Origin of the sequence: Amycolatopsis sp. NPDC089917 (assembly GCF_040684635.1) — a bacterium.
Lineage (GTDB): Bacteria > Actinomycetota > Actinomycetes > Mycobacteriales > Pseudonocardiaceae > Amycolatopsis.
The window spans coordinates 1-18,142 of sequence record NZ_JBFBGL010000081.1; the positions used below are offsets into that span (position 1 = coordinate 1).

The 18,142-nt window shown below is 70.1% G+C and carries 17 protein-coding genes; 3 read left to right on the top strand and 14 right to left on the bottom strand.

From position 1 onward, the window contains the following. The 3 genes from AB0N89_RS36370 to glmS all read right to left on the bottom strand — a co-directional run. On the bottom strand, positions 1–65 hold a 65-nt coding region (locus AB0N89_RS36370), incomplete at its 3' end, for a hypothetical protein (RefSeq protein ID WP_364214751.1). 58 nt (positions 66–123) lie between these two features. After that, the gene (locus AB0N89_RS36375; protein WP_364214686.1) at positions 124–1,554 is read right to left on the bottom strand and encodes an NAD(P)H-hydrate dehydratase; all 1,431 of its coding nucleotides are present in this window, start codon (positions 1,552–1,554) and stop codon (positions 124–126) included. A gap of 15 nt (positions 1,555–1,569) precedes the next feature. Further along, positions 1,570–3,432, bottom strand: coding sequence for a glutamine--fructose-6-phosphate transaminase (isomerizing) (glmS, locus tag AB0N89_RS36380; RefSeq protein ID WP_364214689.1), 1,863 nt, complete (start codon positions 3,430–3,432; stop codon positions 1,570–1,572). A gap of 129 nt (positions 3,433–3,561) precedes the next feature. On the opposite strand from glmS, the gene AB0N89_RS36385 reads away from it, so the two are divergent. Next, complete coding sequence (locus AB0N89_RS36385) at positions 3,562–4,386, top strand: alpha/beta hydrolase (protein ID WP_364214692.1); 825 nt, start codon at positions 3,562–3,564, stop codon at positions 4,384–4,386. A gap of 231 nt (positions 4,387–4,617) precedes the next feature. On the opposite strand, the gene AB0N89_RS36390 is transcribed toward AB0N89_RS36385, so the two are convergent. The 5 genes from AB0N89_RS36390 to AB0N89_RS36410 form a co-directional block, all read right to left on the bottom strand. Beyond that, a complete protein-coding gene (locus AB0N89_RS36390) occupies positions 4,618–5,166 on the bottom strand; it encodes a hypothetical protein (protein ID WP_364214695.1) in 549 nt (182 codons plus the stop codon). Positions 5,167–5,194: 28 nt separating this feature from the next. Then, complete coding sequence (locus AB0N89_RS36395) at positions 5,195–7,606, bottom strand: hypothetical protein (protein ID WP_364214698.1); 2,412 nt, start codon at positions 7,604–7,606, stop codon at positions 5,195–5,197. Beyond that, the gene (locus tag AB0N89_RS36400; RefSeq protein ID WP_364214702.1) at positions 7,606–7,920 is read right to left on the bottom strand and encodes a hypothetical protein; all 315 of its coding nucleotides are present in this window, start codon (positions 7,918–7,920) and stop codon (positions 7,606–7,608) included. Before AB0N89_RS36400 ends, AB0N89_RS36395 begins: the two co-directional genes overlap by 1 nt. Positions 7,921–8,058: 138 nt before the next feature. Next, a complete protein-coding gene (locus AB0N89_RS36405) occupies positions 8,059–8,364 on the bottom strand; it encodes an acyl carrier protein (protein WP_364214705.1) in 306 nt (101 codons plus the stop codon). After that, complete coding sequence (locus AB0N89_RS36410) at positions 8,354–10,072, bottom strand: fatty acyl-AMP ligase (RefSeq protein WP_364214708.1); 1,719 nt, start codon at positions 10,070–10,072, stop codon at positions 8,354–8,356. Before AB0N89_RS36410 ends, AB0N89_RS36405 begins: the two co-directional genes overlap by 11 nt. Positions 10,073–10,087: 15 nt before the next feature. Here AB0N89_RS36410 and AB0N89_RS36415 point away from each other — a divergent pair, with 15 nt between their 5' ends. Continuing rightward, positions 10,088–11,020 (top strand): cytochrome P450, encoded by a 933-nt coding sequence (locus AB0N89_RS36415; protein ID WP_364214711.1) that lies wholly within the window; start codon positions 10,088–10,090, stop codon positions 11,018–11,020. A gap of 4 nt (positions 11,021–11,024) precedes the next feature. Here the strand turns inward: AB0N89_RS36415 and AB0N89_RS36420 are convergent, their stop codons facing one another. The 6 genes from AB0N89_RS36420 to rplM form a co-directional block, all read right to left on the bottom strand. After that, a complete protein-coding gene (locus AB0N89_RS36420) occupies positions 11,025–11,498 on the bottom strand; it encodes a hypothetical protein (RefSeq protein WP_364214714.1) in 474 nt (157 codons plus the stop codon). Between the two features lie 19 nt (positions 11,499–11,517). After that, entirely contained in the window at positions 11,518–14,019 is a 2,502-nt protein-coding gene (locus AB0N89_RS36425; protein WP_364214717.1) for a hypothetical protein, read from the bottom strand. Beyond that, positions 14,019–14,327 (bottom strand): type VII secretion target, encoded by a 309-nt coding sequence (locus AB0N89_RS36430; RefSeq protein ID WP_364214720.1) that lies wholly within the window; start codon positions 14,325–14,327, stop codon positions 14,019–14,021. Before AB0N89_RS36430 ends, AB0N89_RS36425 begins: the two co-directional genes overlap by 1 nt. An 84-nt stretch (positions 14,328–14,411) precedes the next feature. After that, the gene (gene glmM / locus AB0N89_RS36435) at positions 14,412–15,746 is read right to left on the bottom strand and encodes a phosphoglucosamine mutase (protein WP_364214723.1); all 1,335 of its coding nucleotides are present in this window, start codon (positions 15,744–15,746) and stop codon (positions 14,412–14,414) included. Positions 15,747–16,003: 257 nt separating this feature from the next. After that, complete coding sequence (gene rpsI, locus AB0N89_RS36440; RefSeq protein WP_364214726.1) at positions 16,004–16,507, bottom strand: 30S ribosomal protein S9; 504 nt, start codon at positions 16,505–16,507, stop codon at positions 16,004–16,006. A gap of 14 nt (positions 16,508–16,521) precedes the next feature. Further along, entirely contained in the window at positions 16,522–16,974 is a 453-nt protein-coding gene (rplM, locus tag AB0N89_RS36445) for a 50S ribosomal protein L13 (RefSeq protein ID WP_005166833.1), read from the bottom strand. 275 nt (positions 16,975–17,249) lie between these two features. Here rplM and AB0N89_RS36450 point away from each other — a divergent pair, with 275 nt between their 5' ends. Continuing rightward, on the top strand, positions 17,250–18,140 hold the full coding sequence (locus AB0N89_RS36450) for a hypothetical protein (protein WP_364214729.1): 891 nt from the start codon (positions 17,250–17,252) through the stop codon (positions 18,138–18,140). Positions 18,141–18,142 lie beyond the last annotated feature (2 nt).

Genomic DNA, 18,142 nt, shown 5'->3' on the forward strand with positions numbered 1-18,142 from the left:
GTCGCGCCCTTGGTGCACAACCGGCCCGCGTTCGCCGGATGCTCCTTGTCACCGGAGGCCTTCACCGTCGGACACCCGCCCGCAGAGCGCGATTAGGGGGCGAACATCGAAACGGGGCCCTGGTCAAGAGGGCAGGGACCGGAGGGCGTCCGGGATGGCGCCGAGGATGCCGGACGCCGAGGTGGGGACGCCGTCGGCGGCCAGCGACCCGGCGAGCGAGTGGACGTGCGCGGCCGCCCCGGCCGCCAGCCACGGATCGAGCCCGGCGGCGAGCAGCGCGCCGACCAGACCGGACAGCACGTCCCCCGAACCCGCCGTCGCCAGCCACGAGCCCCGCGGCGTGTTCACCAGCGCGCGCCCGTCCGGCGCCGCGACCACCGTGCAGTGCCCCTTCAAGAGCACGACGGCGTCGTACTTCCGCGCGGCCGACCGCGCCGCCGCGACCCGGTCCGCCCCAGGCGGCGCACCCATCAGCCGCTCGAACTCCCCCGCGTGCGGGGTCAGCACGAGCGGCGTGTCCGGATCCCGCGCGTCGAGCACGTCGGGCGAACGCGCGATGATCGTCGTCGCGTCGGCGTCCGCGCACACCGGCACGCCGCGCCCAAGCACGAACCGCAGCACGTCCCGCCCCTCGTGCCCGGTCCCGATCCCCGGCCCGACGACCCACGCCTGCACCCGGCCCGCGTCCGTCACCGAACCCGTCGCGATCACCTCGGGCCAATGCCCGCGCACCACGTCGGCAGCGTGACCGGCGTACCGAACCAGCCCGGACGTCGCCCGCACCGCGGCACCGGCCGCGAGCACCGCCGCCCCCGGATACGTCGCGGATCCGGCGGCCACCCCGACCACGCCCTGGCTGTACTTGTCGTCGTCCGGACCGGGCACCGGCCACGCGGCGGCGACGTCGGCCGTATCGAGCCGCTGCAGATCGGGATCGTCGAGGCTCAGCCCGATGTCCACCAAGGCGATCTCGCCACAGGACGCGGGCGCGAGGGCGTGCACCGGTTTGAGCGCGCCGAAAGTGACCGTCCGGTCGGCGACGACCGCCGGACCGTCGACGGCGCCGGTGTCCGGATCCACCCCGCTCGGCAGATCGACGGCCAGCACCGGCGAACTCACGTGCTCCAGCAGCGCCGCGGCGTCCGGCCGCAAGGGCCCTCGCGCCGAAATACCGACGATCCCGTCGATGACCAGATCCGCGCGACGGATCCACTGTGGACCGTCCTCAACGGACACCACTTTGCCGCCGGATCGCTTCAAGGCAGCCAAACCCGGGCCGTGAGCGCGTTCGGGCTTCAGCAGGATCGCGGAGACGGCGACATTGCGACGGCGCAGGAACGCGCCCGCCCACAAGGCGTCACCGCCGTTGTTGCCCGATCCGACGAGCAGCGTGACCCGCCGTCCGGACACCGAACCCGTGTGCTCGGCCAGCATTTCGGCGGCGTGAACCGCCAGTCCGAAAGCCGCGCGCCGCATGAGCTCGCCGTCGGGCGTGACGGCGAGCAGCTGGTCCTCCGCCGCGCGAATCCGTTCCGTGGTCCAGATTCCCTGCACGACGCCTCCGGTCTTCTACTCGACGGTGACCGACTTCGCCAGGTTACGCGGCTTGTCGACGTCGTACCCGCGCGTGCGGGCGATCTCGGCGGCCAGCACCTGCAGCGGAACGGTGGAGACCAGCGGCTGGAGCAGGGTCGGGACGGCCGGGATCTCGATCAGCTCGTCGGCGAACGGGCGGACGGTCTCGTCGCCCTCCTCCGCGATCACGATCGTGCGGGCGCCGCGCGCCTGGATCTCGCTGATGTTCGACACCAGCTTCGAGTGCAGCACCGCGCGGCCCTTCGGCGACGGCATCACCACGACGACGGGCAGGCCCTCTTCGATCAGCGCGATCGGGCCGTGCTTGAGCTCGCCGGCGGCGAAGCCCTCGGCGTGCATGTACGCCAGTTCCTTGAGTTTCAGCGCGCCTTCGAGGGCGACCGGGAACCCGACGTGACGGCCGAGGAACAGCACGGCCTTCGAATCGGCGATCCGGCGGCCGAGGTCGCGGACCTGGTCCACAGTGGACAGGACCTTCTGCACCGCGGCGGGCATGGCCTCGAGCTCGGCGAACTCGCGGGCGACCTCGTCCGGGTACTTGGTGCCGCGCGCCTGCGCGAGCGCCAGGCCGACCAGGTAGTTCGCCGCGATCTGGGCGAGGAACGCCTTGGTCGACGCGACCCCGATCTCCGGACCGGCGTGCGTGTAGAGGACGGCGTCGGACTCACGCGGGATCTGCGCGCCGTTGGTGTTGCAGACGGCCAGGACGCGGGCCTTCTGCTCGCGCGCGTGACGGACGGCTTCGAGGGTGTCCGCGGTCTCGCCCGACTGGGAGACGGCGACGACCAGGGTCGCGCGGTCCAGCACCGGGTCGCGGTAGCGGAACTCGCTGGCCAGCTCGACCTCGACCGGGAGGCGGCACCAGTGCTCGATCGCGTACTTGGCGACGAGGCCCGAGTGGTACGCGGAACCACAGGCGACGACGAAGACCTTGTCGACGTCGCGCAGGTCCTGGTCGGAGATGCGCTGCTCGTCGAGGATGATCCGGCCGCCGTCGAAGTGGCCGCGCAGCGTGTTCGCCAGTGCCTCCGGCTGCTCGTCGATCTCCTTGAGCATGAAGTACTCGTGGCCGCCCTTTTCCGCGGCCGAGAGGTCCCAGTCGACGGTGAACGGCTTGGCCTGGGCGGCGTCGCCGTGGAAGTCGGTGACCTCGTACCCCTCGCGGGTGATCACGACGAGCTGGTCCTGGCCGAGCTCGACCGCCTCGCGGGTGTGCTCGATGAACGCGGCGACGTCGGACGCGACGAAGTGCTCGCCCTCGCCGACACCGACGACCAGCGGCGAGGAACGGCGGGCGGCGACGATGGTGTCCGGCTGGTCGGCGATGGTCACGACCAGGGTGAACGCGCCTTCGAGGCGACGGCAGACCGCGGCGACGCTGGCGGGGAAGTCGCCCTTCGTGTCGCCGTCGGCGTAGGCGCGGGAGATCAGGTGCGCGGCGGTCTCGGAGTCGGTGTCGCTCGCCATTTCGACGTTGTCGGCCTCGAGCTCGGCGCGCAGAGCGGCGAAGTTCTCGATGATGCCGTTGTGCACGACGGCGACGCGCTGGGAGGCGTCGCGGTGCGGGTGCGAGTTGCGGTCGACCGGGGCGCCGTGGGTGGCCCAGCGGGTGTGGCCCATCCCGGCGGTGCCCGCGAAGGCGTCCCTGCCGACGGTGTCGAGCTGGGTCTCCAGGTTGGCCAGGCGGCCCGCCTTGCGCTCGACGTTCAGCGCGCCCGCGCCGTCGAGAACGGCGACGCCTGCCGAGTCATAGCCGCGGTACTCCATCCGGCGAAGCCCGCCGATGACGACGTCCAGGGCCGGGCGGTGTCCGACGTATCCCACGATTCCACACACGGCCACCAGCCTAACGACGAAAATCCGGCCCCCGTCTTCCGGGCGGCCGCGTGCGACTTTCGCGGGCTAATCGCGATGCGCGGGGCGGTGCGCGGGCCGGACGGGGGAGCGGGCAGTAAGGTCACGAGCATGGCCAGCAAGCCCAAGCAGCTGCTCGCGGAGCTGTCCCACCCAGGTCCGCACGAGGTGCTTCGCGGCAACCTCGCCCTGGTCGGACTGCCCGGTGTCGTGTTCACCCCCCGCTCGGGGCTCGGTCTGCCCGCGATCGCGTTCGGGCACGGCTGGCTGCAGCCCACCGGGAGCTACCGGCACCTGCTCCGGCACCTCGCGAGCTGGGGCATCGTCGCGGCGGCTCCGGCCACTCAACGCGGGCCGCTGCCTTCGCACCGGCTGCTGGCCGGCGACCTGCTCACCACGCTCGACCTGATCACGACGGTCCGCCTCGGACCGGACGGCATCAGCGTCGACCCGGCGAAGCTCGGCCTGGCGGGGCACTCGACGGGCGGCGGTTCGGCGGTGCTGGCCGCCGCGCAGGCCGCGGAGAACGAGGACCGGCCGCGGATTCGCGCCGTCGCGACCATCACTCCCGCGCAGACGCTGCCGCCCGCGACGGTGTCGGCCCGCTCGGTGACCGCGCCCGGCCTGCATCTCGCGGCGGGCGAAGACCTGGTCGCGCCGCCGATCGGGCACGCCGAAGCCATCGCGGACGCGTGGGGCGGGCCGGTGCAGCTGCGGACGCTCGGGAAGTCGTCGCACCTCGGCGTCACCGAGGGCAGGCACTGGAGCCAGCTGCTGCTGCACGGGAAGCCGCACCGCGGGACCCAGCAGCTGACGCGGGCGCTGTTCACCGCGTTCTTCCTCACTCATTTGACGGGAACGACGAAGTACCGGGCCCTGCTGGACGCCGACGTCAAGCGCGCCCCGATCGCGGCCCCCGACGAACCCGCCGCCTGAGCGCGTTTAGCCCGCTAAACGCGACGCTCCCTCCAGATCGCGATTAGGGGGCGAAAGTCGACACCCCTGAAGTCAGGACGTGGCCTCACCGATCGCGTTTAGTCCTCTAAACGCGACACGCCCCCGGATCACGATTAGCCCGCGAAAGTCGACGCGGGGGGCAGGGCGGCGAGAGGGCAAAAGGGAAGGGCCCGGCTCTGGTGAGCCGGGCCCTGAAGTGCGGTGAAGCGGTCAGTCGACCATCCACGAGTTGTTCGAGAAGTCGTCGTCGTCGAATCCCTTGTCGTCCCGGGCGTGACGACCCCGACGACGCGCCGGCGTGCTGGACGCTTCCGGCACCGCGGCAGCCGGAGGAGGCGTCGGCGCCGCGGCCGGCGGGACGTCCACCGTCGCCGGGATCCCGGGCACTCCCGGCGCGACCGGGAGGGGCGGCGGAGGCGGAAGCGCCGGCCGCGAAGCGTCGGCCCCCTGACGACCGCCGAACTCGGCGAACCGGGCGTCCGGCTTGTCGTCGTCCTCAAGGTCGAAGCCGATCGTGTGGTTGCGGTCGGCGGTCGTCTTGCCGGTCAGCCAGCCGCCCGCCTCCTTGCCCCGCTTCCCCAGTTCCTGCATGTGGGCGGCGTACTTGTCGTGGATGGCGGCGTCCTTTTGCATGGTCTCCGCCGCCTGGGCCTTGGCATCGGCGAGATGCCGTTCCCGCAGCCCGCGCTGCTCCAACTGCTCCGTGATGGCGGCGTCCTGCCTGGACATGGCGGCCGCCAGCCGGTCAACAGCGCTCATCGGTCCTCCCTCGTTCCCCGGCTACCGATCATCGCTCGTAGCTGATCGAGCGGTCGCCGCCCTCGTCGTCGAGCGACCCGCTGATCCGGCCGCCCGCGCCACTGGTCTCGAAAATGCCACCCTCGACGCGGTACTGGCTCGACCCGCGCTGCGTGTCACCCCCGCCACCACCGGCCGCGCCGCCCATGGCGCCCATTCCACCCATCATGCCGCCCATCCCGCCGGACGAGCTACCGGCGCCGGCGCCCGCGGGTGCGTGGTCCATCCCGCCCGGAGCCGCCCCGAGGCCGCTGTCGGCCGCGGCCGGCTGGGCGCCGCCCCCGGACTGCGCGCCCGCTTCCAGCGAACCGGCTTCGTTCAGCGACCCCGCCGAACCACCCTCGCCGACGCCACCGAGCGCGCCCTCGAAGCTGCCACCGCCTCCGCCGCCACTGGCCGTCGGGACGGTGCCATCGCCGCCCGCACCCGACGCGGCGCCACCGGACACGTCCGCGGACGCACCGGCAGCCCCTTCGGCGCCGACGCCGACCTCGACGCCACCCGGAGCGCTGAAGCCGCCACCTCCACCGCCGCCAGGGGCCAGCCCATCGGCCGGGGCGGGCATCGTGCGGACGTCTTCGGGCTTGCCGGGCTGCGGGTTGCCGGGATTCCGGTCGTCGAGACCGTTCTTGATGTCGTCGGTCTGGACGACGTCGCCGGGCTTGAGTTCCTTCTTCTCACCCTTTTCGTCGAGGGTGTAGGTGGTCGGCTCGCCCTTGCCGTCGTCGACGGTCACCACGGTCGGGCCGTTCGGACCGTCCGGCTGCTCGGCGGTGATCTTGAGGTTGCCGTCCTGGATGTGGATCTTGCCGTCCGGACCGGGCCGGTAGACGCCGTCCTTGCCGGGCTCGCCCTCCTTCGCCGCGCCCTGCGGACCGAAGTCGCCGTCCTTGCCCTTGCCGTCCTTACCCTCTTCGCCGGGCTTGCCGTCTTCGCCCTTCGGGTCGTCGAAGTCGAGCTTGTAGTCCTTCTCGTTGCCCTTGCCGTCGTCGACCTTGATGTCCATCTTGCCGTCTTTGTCCGGCTCGGACATCTCGATCTTGTTGTCGCCCTTTTCGACGGTCATGGTGTCCTGACCGTCGGCGCCGTCCTTGATCGCCTCGCCCGTCGCCGGGTCGATCGGGTACGGCTTGCCGGTCTCGGGATCCATCTCGAGCGGCTTCCCGGTGACCGGGTTCGTCCCGTCGGCGGGCTTGTCCTCCGGCTTCGGCGCCTCGGGGACCGAAGCGGCCGGGGGCGTGCTGGCACCGCCGCCACTGCCGCTTCCACCACCGCTCCCACTCCCGCTTCCGCCGCCACTACCGCTACCGCCGCCGCCGTTGTTCCCGCCGCCGTTCCCGCCGTTGTCGCCCTTGCCCTTGCCGTCATCGGCGGGCGGCTTCTCGGACCCGGCCGCGGGGAACGGGTTCGTGTAGTCCTCCATGAACCGCGAAAGCTCGTGGTACTGCGTGTTGATCGTGTCGGTCGCGTTCTTGCAGAGCTTTTTGAGGTTCTCGAACCGCTCACCGAATTCCTTGGCGAACGACCCCTTGAGCCACTGCTTCGCGGCCCCGATTGCGTATTCCTTGTTCTCGTCGTTCAAGTCGCAGTCGTCGGAACGCAGCCGCGAAGCGAGGTTGTTGCCCGGGCACGCGGAGTCGAGCCAATACGCGACGTCCAAGAGCTTTTCTTTGGAATCGACCTTGCCGTTCGCGATCTCGACGACCTGCTTCGCCGTGAAAAGCGGTGCCGTGGCGACCGTGTCGGCACGCAGCTTCAGGGTTTCGTCGACCTTCAGTTTGAGCGCGCTGTAGATCTTGTCGATGGTCGAAGGCACCAGTTTGATGACGCCGTCCATCTGCGCGACGAGTTCTTTCGCGTCGGGCTGGATCCGCTGCTCGTATTTGACCTTCGCGGCCGTCGCGCCCTGTCCCTTCCAGTCGTGGAAGAGGGTGGTCAGCGCTGAAGTCGCGTCCGTCCTGGTCTGCTCGACGGCTTTCTTGGCGTCGCCGAGATCTTCGACCTCGTCGAACATCGCCTGGAAGTTGATCTCGCGGTTCTCGTGGAACCGGTCCCAGACGTCGGTCTTGTAACTGATCTCGTACGGCCGGTCCGGCATCTTGTTCCAGACCTGCTCGGCCCAGTCCGAAAAGAAGTCCAGCGCCGGCTTCCCCAGGTCGAGCACCTGGTCGGATTTGGTCGTGGCGCCACCCGCGGCGGGGCGGGCCATCGAGTCGAGGTCCTTGTCGGCCTTGTCGGCTTCGGCCTTCTGCTTCTTGTCCGCGGCCGCGTTCGCGTCACGTTCGGCGATGGCCTTCTTGTAGGCCTCTTCCCCGCCGAACCAGAGCGCGTCCTTGGTCCCCTGGGTGACGTATGGATCCTTCTGCAGCTCGGCGATCTGCTGCGGCGTGGGCCGTGCCATTACTGGGTACCTGCCTTGTTGGCGGCGGCGGCGTTCGCCTGGTCGGATGAGGTGTAGCGGGTCGACGCGGTGCTGACCCCGCCGGCGAGCTGGGTGAGCTGGCCCGCGTAGCCCTTCATCGCGTCGGAAATGGCGAGGATCCCCTTGGCGTAGCCCTTTTGGTAGTCCTTGTGCACCCGGCCGAAGTCGGCGGGCTGCACCTGGGTGGGCCCCACCTTCCCTGCCTCGGACGTCGTGTTCTCAGCCGCGCGATCCAACGACGTCGACGCCGTGAGCATCGCCTCTGAATCGGCTTTGTAGCCCCCGTCCGGCATGACCGGTGCCCCCTTCGTCCCGCAGTATCCGCCTCGTTGTCCTACCTACGACGCACGCCGGCGGCATCAGGTGCCGTCGCATATGCACACAGAATGTACCTACCGGTCACCCGGGCCGCAGGGACATTCACACCTTTGCTAACTCAAACGATTTCGGCGCAAGAAGCCTGGTAGACCGCGTTTTCGCGGTTTCGCGCCCGCTTCGATCGCCTCGGCGAGGACGGTCGCCGCGCCTCGGATGTCGACCAGGCGGTCCAGCTCGTCGAGGTCGATGTCGATGCCGAACTCGACCTCGACCGTCGCCAGGAGCCGGACGCGGCGCCGCGAGTCCACGCCCATCTCGGCGAAGGGCGTGTTCTCGTCGATGGACTCCGGATCGACGTCGAAGGTCTCGCAGACGAGGGCCTTGATCTCGTCGACGTACTCGCTCCCGTCAGCTGCCATGGGGGAATTCTGTCCCATCCGCCGTCCAATACCGCGTTCTGGCCGCGAAACGCGCGACCTTTCCGCTGGAGGTCCGCGGCAGCCCGCCGGGTTTCACCAGGAGAAAGGCGCGGAGGCGCACGTCGTGCCGCTCGGCGACGGCGCGGGTGGCGGCCCGCGAGATCTCGGCTTCGTCGAAGTCAGGGGCCTTCCGGGCGCGCTCGGCGACCACGACGACGCCCTCCCCCTCGTCGCCGTCGACAGCGAAAGCGGCGACCCGCTCGGGCCCGAGAAGGGGATGCGCGGCGGCGACCGTCTCTTCGATGTCGTGCGGGCTGTGGTTGCGGCCGTCGATGATGATCAGGTCCTTCAGGCGCCCGGTCACGGAGAGCCTGCCGTTCCGGATCGTCCCCAGGTCCCCGGTGCGGAGCCAGCCGCCTTCGCCGTCGAGCTCGGCGTCGAACACTTCGGCGGTCAACTCCGGACGCCGCCAGTACCCGGCCGCCACGTTGGGCCCCTTGACCCAGATCTCCCCCGCACCGCCCGCGTCGACTTTCGCGGGCAAAACGCGATCCGGCGGAGGGACGACGCGGACCCGCTGCCCCCGGGGCCAGCCGATCTCGACGACTTCGCGGCCGTCCACTTCGGTCACCACCGGACCGCCGGAATCGCCGCTGGCGACGTAGACCGTCGCCTCGGCCAGACCGTAGGACGGCCGGAAGGCGCCGCGCGGGAAGCCATGGGGTTCGTACGCGGCGAGGAACTCCCGGACGGTCGCCGCCCGGACCGGCTCGCTGCCGCTGAGCGCGATCGACACCGTAGACAGGTCGTACTCGGCGCGCTTCGGCTCGGGCACGGCCTCGGTGACCAGGTCGTACGCGAAGTTCGGGGCCGCCGTGAGGGTGTTCGGATACGCCGACATCAGCAGCAGCCAGCGTTCCGGGCGACGGATGAACTCCAGCGGCGCGATGAACACCGTCCGGCCGCCGGAGTGCATCGTCCCCGCGACCAGTTGCGCCAGCCCCATGTCGTGGAAGAACGGGATCCAGCCGACGCACGTGGTGTGCTCGCCGACGTCATAGGCGTCGCAGATCTGCCAGCACGCGGCCGACAACGCCCGATGCGTGATGATCACCCCGGCCGGCGAACGCGTCGTGCCGGAGGTGTACTGCAGGTAGGCGGGGTCCTCGGGCGAGACCGGCGCCGGCAGCGACCGGTCCGCCGGGTCCAGCGGCAGGGTGTCGACGGCGACGATCTCGCGGGGAGCCGGCACCGGCTCGGCCTCGGCGAACTCGGTCAGCCGCTCGACCAAGGCTTCCGACGTCATCCAGATGCCGGCGTCGCAGTCGTTGAGCACACCGACGAGCCGCTCGCGGTGCGCGCGCACGTCCGGAGCGGACAGTGGCACCGCGACAGCCCCGGCGTACAGAGCGCCGAAGAACGCGACGACGTAGGAAAGATCCTGCCGCGCGGTGATCGCGACGCGGTCTCCCGGCTGGATCACTTCACGCAGCTTCGCCGCGACAGCGCGGACGTGGACGAGGAGCTCGGCCCAGGTCAGGGTGTCCTCGACGGGTTCGTGCCGGTTCGAGCAGTCGAGGTGCGTGTACGCCGGGCGCTCGACCTCGGCGCGTTCGAGCAGACGTCGCACGAGCGGGGTCCGCAGCACCTCGTCGGGCACTTCCGGTGACGGTTTTGCAGGCACTGGCACATCCTCCGGCCGCGGCATGGGCATCATACGAGCGTGGACGACTTCTTCGTGCTGGAAGATCCGGCGGACCGCGTCAAGGCCCTGCGCGACCGCGAGCTCAGCTCGAACCCCGGTGGCGCCGCCGCCGAGACCCCGAACCTCCTGCTGATGGACGGCGCGGACCACCGCCGGCTGCGGGCGGTCGTCAAGGAGGTCATCGCCCTGGTGGAGCCGCTTCCGGAGGCCGTGCTCGCCGACCTCCGGATCACGATTAGGGGGCTAAAGTCGAGTGCGCGCTTCGACCTGGTGGCCGACTTCGCCAGGCCGGTGGCGGCCAGGGTGACGGAGGCGGTGCTCGGCACGGTCGAGCCACTGGGCGAGAAGCTGCTGACGAACCTCACGGAGACCGCCGCGAACTTGGACGTCTGGTCCGGCGGACCGGGCGGGGCCGACACCGCCGCGATCCGGGTCGCGATGTTCTTCCTCAAGGCGAAGGCCGTCGAAGGCGGCGGGCTGGCGCTGCTCCGCGAAGCGCACGAAGCGGGCCGCATCACCGAAGACGAACTGATGATCACGCCGGTGATGCTCGCCCACGCGGCGTACGAGAACTCCATGAACTTCCTCGCCCTCGCCGGTCTCGAACTCCTACGCCGCCCGGACGCCCTCGACGACGTACGCGGCCTGATCCACGAGATCGCCCCGACCCGGTTCGCCGCCCGCCGCGTGACCGCACCGTTCTCCTTGGCGGACAAGGACTTCACCGTCGGGGACAAACTCGCCATCCCGCTGGGACCCGGCGCCGAACTCGCGTTCGGCCTCGGGCGGCACACCTGCCCCGGCTCGCGGGTCGCGGTCACCGAAGGCGAGGTGGCGCTTCGCGCGCTTGCCGAGATCCTGACTCCCGGCCACGTCACCGAGGACGTGCGATACAAGGCGCACGCCGTCTTCCACGGCGTCGAGCGGGCGATCGTGGTGCTGCGGACCTGACCGCTCAGGTCGCCAGCCAGTCGGTGTTGGCGAAATCGTCGTCGTCGCCCCGCGCGGCCGCCCGCCGATGCCGCCCGGCCGGGCGTTCCTCCGGAACAGGGGCCGGCGGCGGGGGTGGCGGCGGTTGGGACGGTGCCGGCGGCCGATACGCGACCGGCGGCTCCTCGGCCGTCCGATACCCGGCGCGGCGCTCGTTCTCGGTCTCGTCCTCCTCGAACCCGAAGTCGCCGTCGTCCTCGACCTTGTCGCTCAGCGTCGACTCGGTCGCCCAGCCACCCGCGGCCTCGGCCCGCCGCTTCTGCTCGATCCGCGCGGTCAGGGCCGCGCTCGTCTCCTGCTTGAGCTTGTCGCCCGCGGCCTGGGTCTCCTCGATCGCCTTGGTCGCCCGGTTGTCGACCAGGTACATCCGGTCGCCGTTCTCGCGCTCCAGCCCGGCCAGCTGATGCCGGAGTCTGGCGAGATCCTCCTCAGGATTCACTGATCCCCTCCCGTGACCGCTAACGGAAGCCGATGACGCCGTCGTCGTCGAGCGAGCCGCTGATCCGGCTGCCCGTCGTCGTCGCGGTGTCGAACAGACCGCCGTCGACCCGGTATCCGCTGGACGTGCGCTGCTGGTCTTCACCGGACCCCTGCCCGCCGGCCGCACCGCCGCCCATCATGCCCATACCGCCCATCATCCCCGCCCCGGCCGCGGCCGGGTCCTGGGCGCCCCCTCCGGGAGCGGAACCGAGTCCGGACGGCGCTGAGGGAGCGGTCGCGCCACCGCCGGTCCCGGCGGGATCCGACGTGTCACCGAGGCCGTTGTCCCCACCGTGGTCTCCACCGTCGAACGGGTTGCTCAACGACTGGGCCGTCGTCGCTTCGGAGGGCCCGTCGGCGGCCGCCGCCACCGGTTCGGCCGCCACCGGTTCCGCCGGGTGGCCGGGCACCGAAGCGGGTGCTCCGCCGCCGGTGCCACCGGAGGTGGCGTCGTGCGGGCCGGCGGCCTGCTCGGCGTGCTGACGCGCGACGTTGTCGACCGGCTGGGCCGCGGCGCTCTCGGCGGCGTGCCTGCCTACCGCCTGCGGCGTGGACTCCGGGCTCGCGTGACGGCCGCCCGCAGGCTGTTCGTCCTCGCCGAGGGTGTACTTCGACGGATGCCCCGACCCGTCGTCGACGGTCACGAGCGTCGGCCCGCCGGGGCCGCTCGGCCGTTCCGCGGTGATCTTGAGGCCGCCGTCCTCGATGTGGATCTTGCCGTCGGGGCCAGGCTGATAGGTCTGCCCGTGGCTTGCCGTGGGACGCGAGGCCGCCTGCTGATCCAGCCGCTCGGCGGTGTCGCGGTGGACGGGTCCGCCGGCCGCGTCGCCGGTTCCGGGTGTGGCCTTGCCGTCGCCGAAGTCGAGGTCGTAATCCTTGGCCTGGCCGGTGGCGTCCTGGACGGAGATGCCCATCTTCCCGTCGGCGCCGGGCTCGGCCATGGAGATCTTGCGGTCACCCTGCTCGACGATCACCTTCTCGGGTTCGGTGCCGGCGGTGTCGTTCTTGATCGCCTCACCCGTGCGCGGATCGATCGGGTACGGCTCCCCGGTGGCCGGGTCGATGTCGAGCGGCTTGTCCGTGACCGGGTTCTTCTCCTGGCCCGGCACTTCCGGTGTTTCGGGCTTCTCCGGCTGCTTGTATTCGACCGCGCTCGGCGGCGGCTTGCCGCCGCCACCTGACGACGGGCCACTGCCACCGCCGGACGACGGGCCTGCGCCCCCACCGGTGTCCTTGCCGCCGCCGCCCTTCTCGACGGGCTTTTCGCCGCCCGTCTCCGGGGTCTTGCCCAAGTCCGCGTACGGGTTCTCGACGACCTTGCCGACCGATTCGTTGAACGCCCGCCACGCCCCGTTGATCGCGTCACGGGTGTTCTTGCACACCAGCTGGAAGTTCTCGATGTGCTTGCCGAACCAGGCGAGGAAGACGTCCTTCAGCCAGGCCACCGCCTGAGGTTTGAGGACCTCGTCGATGGTGCTCTGGTCGATGTCGCCCCAGTCGTCGTTGAAGGCGTTCTTGGCGTCGATGCTCAGGAACTTGATGCAGTGGATGATGTCGTTCTGGCTGCACGAGCCGTCGGCGATGCGGATGATCCGCTCGATGTCCTGCGCGGTGGCGTCGCCGATCTTGTCCGTGTACCACTTCTGCAGCCACTCGACCTTTTCGCGGCAGAACTTGCCGACCGAGGCGTTGGTCCGCAGCAGTCCGTCGCCCGCGGCCTTGAAGGCCTCGGCGACCTGACCGGTCTTGTCCGAGTAGGCCTTTTGATAGGCACGCGCCTGATCCGCGGCGGCGCCTTCCCAGGTGCCGAGCGAGTTGCCGAGCTTCCCGGAGACGTCCTGCGCAGACCCGGTGATGGCCGTGCCGACCGCGGTCAGCTCGTCCGCGCTCGCCTTGAACAGGGTGAACGGGATGTTGTCCTGCTCGTGGTACAGCCGCTGCAGTTCGCTGAGGGCCACCGCGGCCCCGCCGCCCGCCAGGCTCAGCGCGCGGACGTAGATCGGGTGGAAGATCTCGTACACCTTGAACCCCGACAGGCCGGGGACCATGATGTCGTTCGAATTCGCGCAGCCCGGATCGGTCTCGGTGGCGCGACCGGCGATCTCCTGGGTCTTCGCCGCGTCCTTGTTCAGCACGTCGCGATCACCCTGCCGCCCGGCGGCCTGGTTCGCGTCGTACTTCTCGTGCGCGGTCTTGTAAGCCTTTTTGACCTCTTCGAGGGAACCGTCGTTGACGTTGAGATCACCCTCGGTGATCCAGTCACCGTTAATCGACTTGAGGTAGTCCCGGAAGCCGTTCCGCTCGGCTTCGCTGGCGAAACCACAGCTTTCGGGCGACTCGTCCTCGATGTAGTCGATGTAGTTGAGGGCGAGTTCGCGTTTGGTGTCGCGGTCGATGTTCGGGTCGTTGAGGATCTTCTCGACTTCGGCCCGGCTCGGAATGTCGTGCCCGCCACCGCCGCCGACGTCCGCGAGGCCCATCAGTGCTTCCTCATCTCGGCGGCGTTGGAGTCCTCATTGGACTGGTAGAGGTCCTTGGAAGCCGCGATCTTGCGACCGAACTCGTCCGAGGCCGTCAGGTAGCTGCGCGCGCACTTCGCGAGGCGCTGAATGCTCGCGGAGTAGCCGGTGAAGCAGCCGCCGTGCGCCGGGCCGAAGCTGCCCGAGTTCAGGTTGATCTGCTCGACCGCGCCGATCGGCCCTTCACAGGCCTGCTTGGGCAGATCCTGCAACACCTTGGCGGCCTCGTTCAGCTGCGCCGTGTCTACCTTGTGCCCTTTACCCGCCACCGTGACCCTCCCCTAGGTATCCGCACACGGAATGTACCGGGCCGGTAACCCGTGCGCAGCGACTTGGGAAGATCGTGAGAGGGCTTACGACGCGGAGGAGACGACTCCCGCGAGCCTGTCGGCGGCCGCCTGTGCGGTGTCGTGCGCGGGGGCCTCGACCATGACGCGGACCAGCTGCTCGGTGCCCGACGGGCGCAGCAGGACCCGGCCCTCTTCGCCGAGTTCGGCCTCGACGGCGCCGACGGCGTCGCGGACCGCGGCCGAGACGGCGACCGCCGCCTTGTCCGCGACGGGGACGTTCACCAGCACCTGCGGCAGACGGTTCATGACGGCGGCTAGGTCGGCGAGCGACTTGCCGGTGGACGCCATGCGGCTCATCACACGCAGCGCGGTGAGGAGACCGTCGCCGGTGGTCGCGTACGCGGGGAGGACGACGTGTCCCGACTGCTCGCCGCCGAGCGCGAACCCGCTCGCACGGAGCTCTTCGAGGACGTAGCGGTCGCCGACGGCGGTGGTGACGAGGTTGATGTCGTGCGCGCGCATCGCGAGGTGCAGGCCCAGGTTGCTCATCACGGTCGCGACGAGGGTGTTCTTGGTCAGTTCACCGGTCTCGGCGAGGGCGAGCGCGAGGACGGCCATGATCTGGTCGCCGTCGATGAGCTCACCGGAGGCGTCGACCGCGACACAGCGGTCGGCGTCACCGTCGTGCGCGATCCCCAGGTCGGCGCTGTGCTCGACGACGGCCGCGCGCAACGCGTCCGGGTGATTCGACCCACAGTGCTCGTTGATGTTGACGCCGTCCGGGTCGGCGTGGATCGCGATGACCTCGGCGCCGGCCTTGCGGTAGACCTCGGGGGCGGCGAAGGACGAGGCCCCGTTGGCGCAGTCGACGACGACGCGCAGGCCCGCGAGCGGGTGCGGGGTGGCGGACAGCAGGTGCTGGATGTAGCGGTCACCCGCGTCGGCGACGTCCTTGACGCGGCCGACGCCGATCCCGGTCGGGCGGGTGACGGGAGCGGCGAGACCGGCCTCGATCTCGTCCTCGATCCCGTCGGGGAGCTTGTGGCCGCCCGCGGCGAAGAGCTTGATGCCGTTGTCGGGCATGGGGTTGTGGGAGGCGGAGATCATCACGCCGAGATCCGCTTCGAGCGCGCCGACCAGGTACGCGACGGCGGGTGTCGGGAGGACGCCGAGGCGCAGCACGTCGGCGCCGGCGGAGGTGAGGCCCGCCACGACGGCGGCCTCGAGCATCTCGCCGCTGGCACGCGGGTCACGGCCGACGACCGCGACCGGGCGGTGCGAGCGGTCGTGGGCGGCGAGGACGCGGGCGGCGCTGGCGGCGAGCGAGAGCGCCAGCTCCGGGGTCAGCTCCTCGTTGGCGAGGCCACGTACGCCGTCGGTACCGAAAAGACGTGCCATCTGTCGACCTCCTTGAAAAACCACCACGACAACCTAGCCAGTCTCCCTGCCTGTCTCCCCGCGCCCCCGGCTTCGCCTTTAGCGGGCTAAACGCGACGCGTGCGACTTTCGCGGGCTAATCGCGAAACGGGTGGGGCGCATGTGACGGGTGGGGCAGGTGGGGCTGGGGCGAGCGGGGGCCCGAAGGACCCCGGAAACACGGAAGCGCCCATCCGAGAGACGGATGGGCGCTTCCGCGGGTTGCGCCAGAGGCGCGATCAGCGCTTGCTGTACTGCGGAGCCTTACGGGCCTTCTTGAGGCCGTACTTCTTCCGCTCCGTGGCGCGGGCGTCACGGGTCAGGAAGCCGGCCTTCTTCAGGGCCGGGCGGTCGTCGGCGTCGACCTCGACGAGCGCACGGGCGATCGCGAGACGCAGCGCGCCTGCCTGGCCCGAGATCCCGCCACCGTGCAGGTTGGCGAAGATGTCGAACGAGTCGGGCTTGTCGACCGTCACCAGCGGCTCACGGATGAGCTGCTGGTGAACCTTGTTCGGGAAGTACTCTTCGAGCGTGCGGCCGTTGAGCTTGAACTCACCGGTACCGGGAACGACGCGCACCCGGACGACGGCTTCCTTGCGGCGGCCGACGGTCTGGGCGTTGCCACCGGCGGCACGCGACGGGCGCGGGGCGGCCGGCGTCTCGCTGGTCGCGACGGCGTCGCCGACCGGAGCGGTCTCCGTGGTCGCGACGGCCTCGGTCGCGGTCTCCTCGGTGCTGGTCACAGACTGTTCCTCACTCACTGCGCGACCTGCGCGATCTTGGTGATCTCGCGCGCCTGCGGCTGCTGCGCGGCGTGCGGGTGCTCGGCGCCGGCGTAGACCTTGAGCTTCTTCGCCTGGGCGCGGCCGAGCTTGTTCTTCGGGAGCATGCCCTTGACGACCTTCTCGAGCAGGTGCTCGGGCTTGGTGTCGAGCAGTTCGCCGAAGGAGCGCTTCCGCAGACCGCCGGGGTAACCGCTGTGCCGGTACGCGAACTTCTGCTCGCGCTTGTTTCCGGTGAGCGCAACCTTCTCGGCGTTGACGATGATGACGAAGTCACCGGTGTCCACGTGCGGGGCGTAGGTCGGCTTGTGCTTGCCGCGCAGCAGCGTGGCGACCTCGGTCGCGAGCCGGCCGAGCACGACATCCTCGGCGTCGATCACGTGCCAGGCACGAGTGACGTCGCCGGGCTTGGGGCTGTACGTGGGCAAGGGTCTACCTCGTCGTCAACATTGCGTGTGGGTTCTGTGCGGGCCTAGCGCTTACGCGCCGCAGCGCACAACGACATATGAAGATACCCCCACGCCCGACCCTACTGCGAAGCGGGGGTCGGTCCGGGGTCCCATACTAGGACCGGCGCCCGGCGGGCGCCCTGCAACTGTACCCCGCCGGTGTGGCGGAACCGCCCACGGCATCGTCCTTCCCGGGAGAGGATGAGACGATCCGGACGCGCACCGCGCGCGGGGACTCGATCAGGGGAACGGCGATGAACAAACGGCCAACGATCATCTTGTGCGTGCTGGGCGCCGTGCTGGCGCTCACCACGGCCTGCGGCCAGGCGCGTGCGGGCACCGCCGTGCCGAAGGGCGACGACGCGGCGACCTACGTCGGCACGAAGTTCGAAGCGGCGATGAACAAGCTGCAGGACACCATCGGCGACCAGCGCGACGTCACCAGCGAATCGGGCGCCTACTTCCGCTTCGACGAGAAGTACGTCCGCAGCACGATCTCCTCGGCCCGCACCGGTTCGCCGGAAGGACGGGTCAGCCGCCAGCGCTCGCAGAAGAACCCGGACGACAGCATCGACTGGTACACCCCGGCCGACGGGCCCGTCGAGTACGTCTACCTCGGGCCCGTCTACAAGAGCCTCGCCCCGACGCCATGGGTTTCGATGTTGAAGTCCGAGGCCGGGCTGACCATTCCCTGCGCGTGGGTCGGGATCATCCACGCCTGCAAGATGGCCGACGCGATCGCCGTGTCCTACAACGCGGACAAGAAGATCGTGAAGGGCGCCAAAAGCCTTCCGGACAAGCGGACCGAGCTGACCGCCGACGTCCCGTTCGCGAAGTTCATCGAACGCCGGGTGGAGATCCTGCCGACGTCGATCATGAGCGGCATCACGGACGAGATGAAGAAGGCCCCGGTGCGGACCACCGTCTCCCTCAACCCGGACGGGACGCTGAGCCAGATCGCGATGGAGGCGAAGATCGAGGGCAACGGGCACAAGATCGAGCTGCGCTACGACTTCCGCTTCACCGGCAAGGCGAGCACGCAGGACCTGCCCAAGCTGCCGGACGCCTCGCAGATCACCGTGCTGCCGGACAAGGCGGCCAAGGATGACTTCAACCGCCGGTACAACGAGTTGAAGGGCGTCTGAGC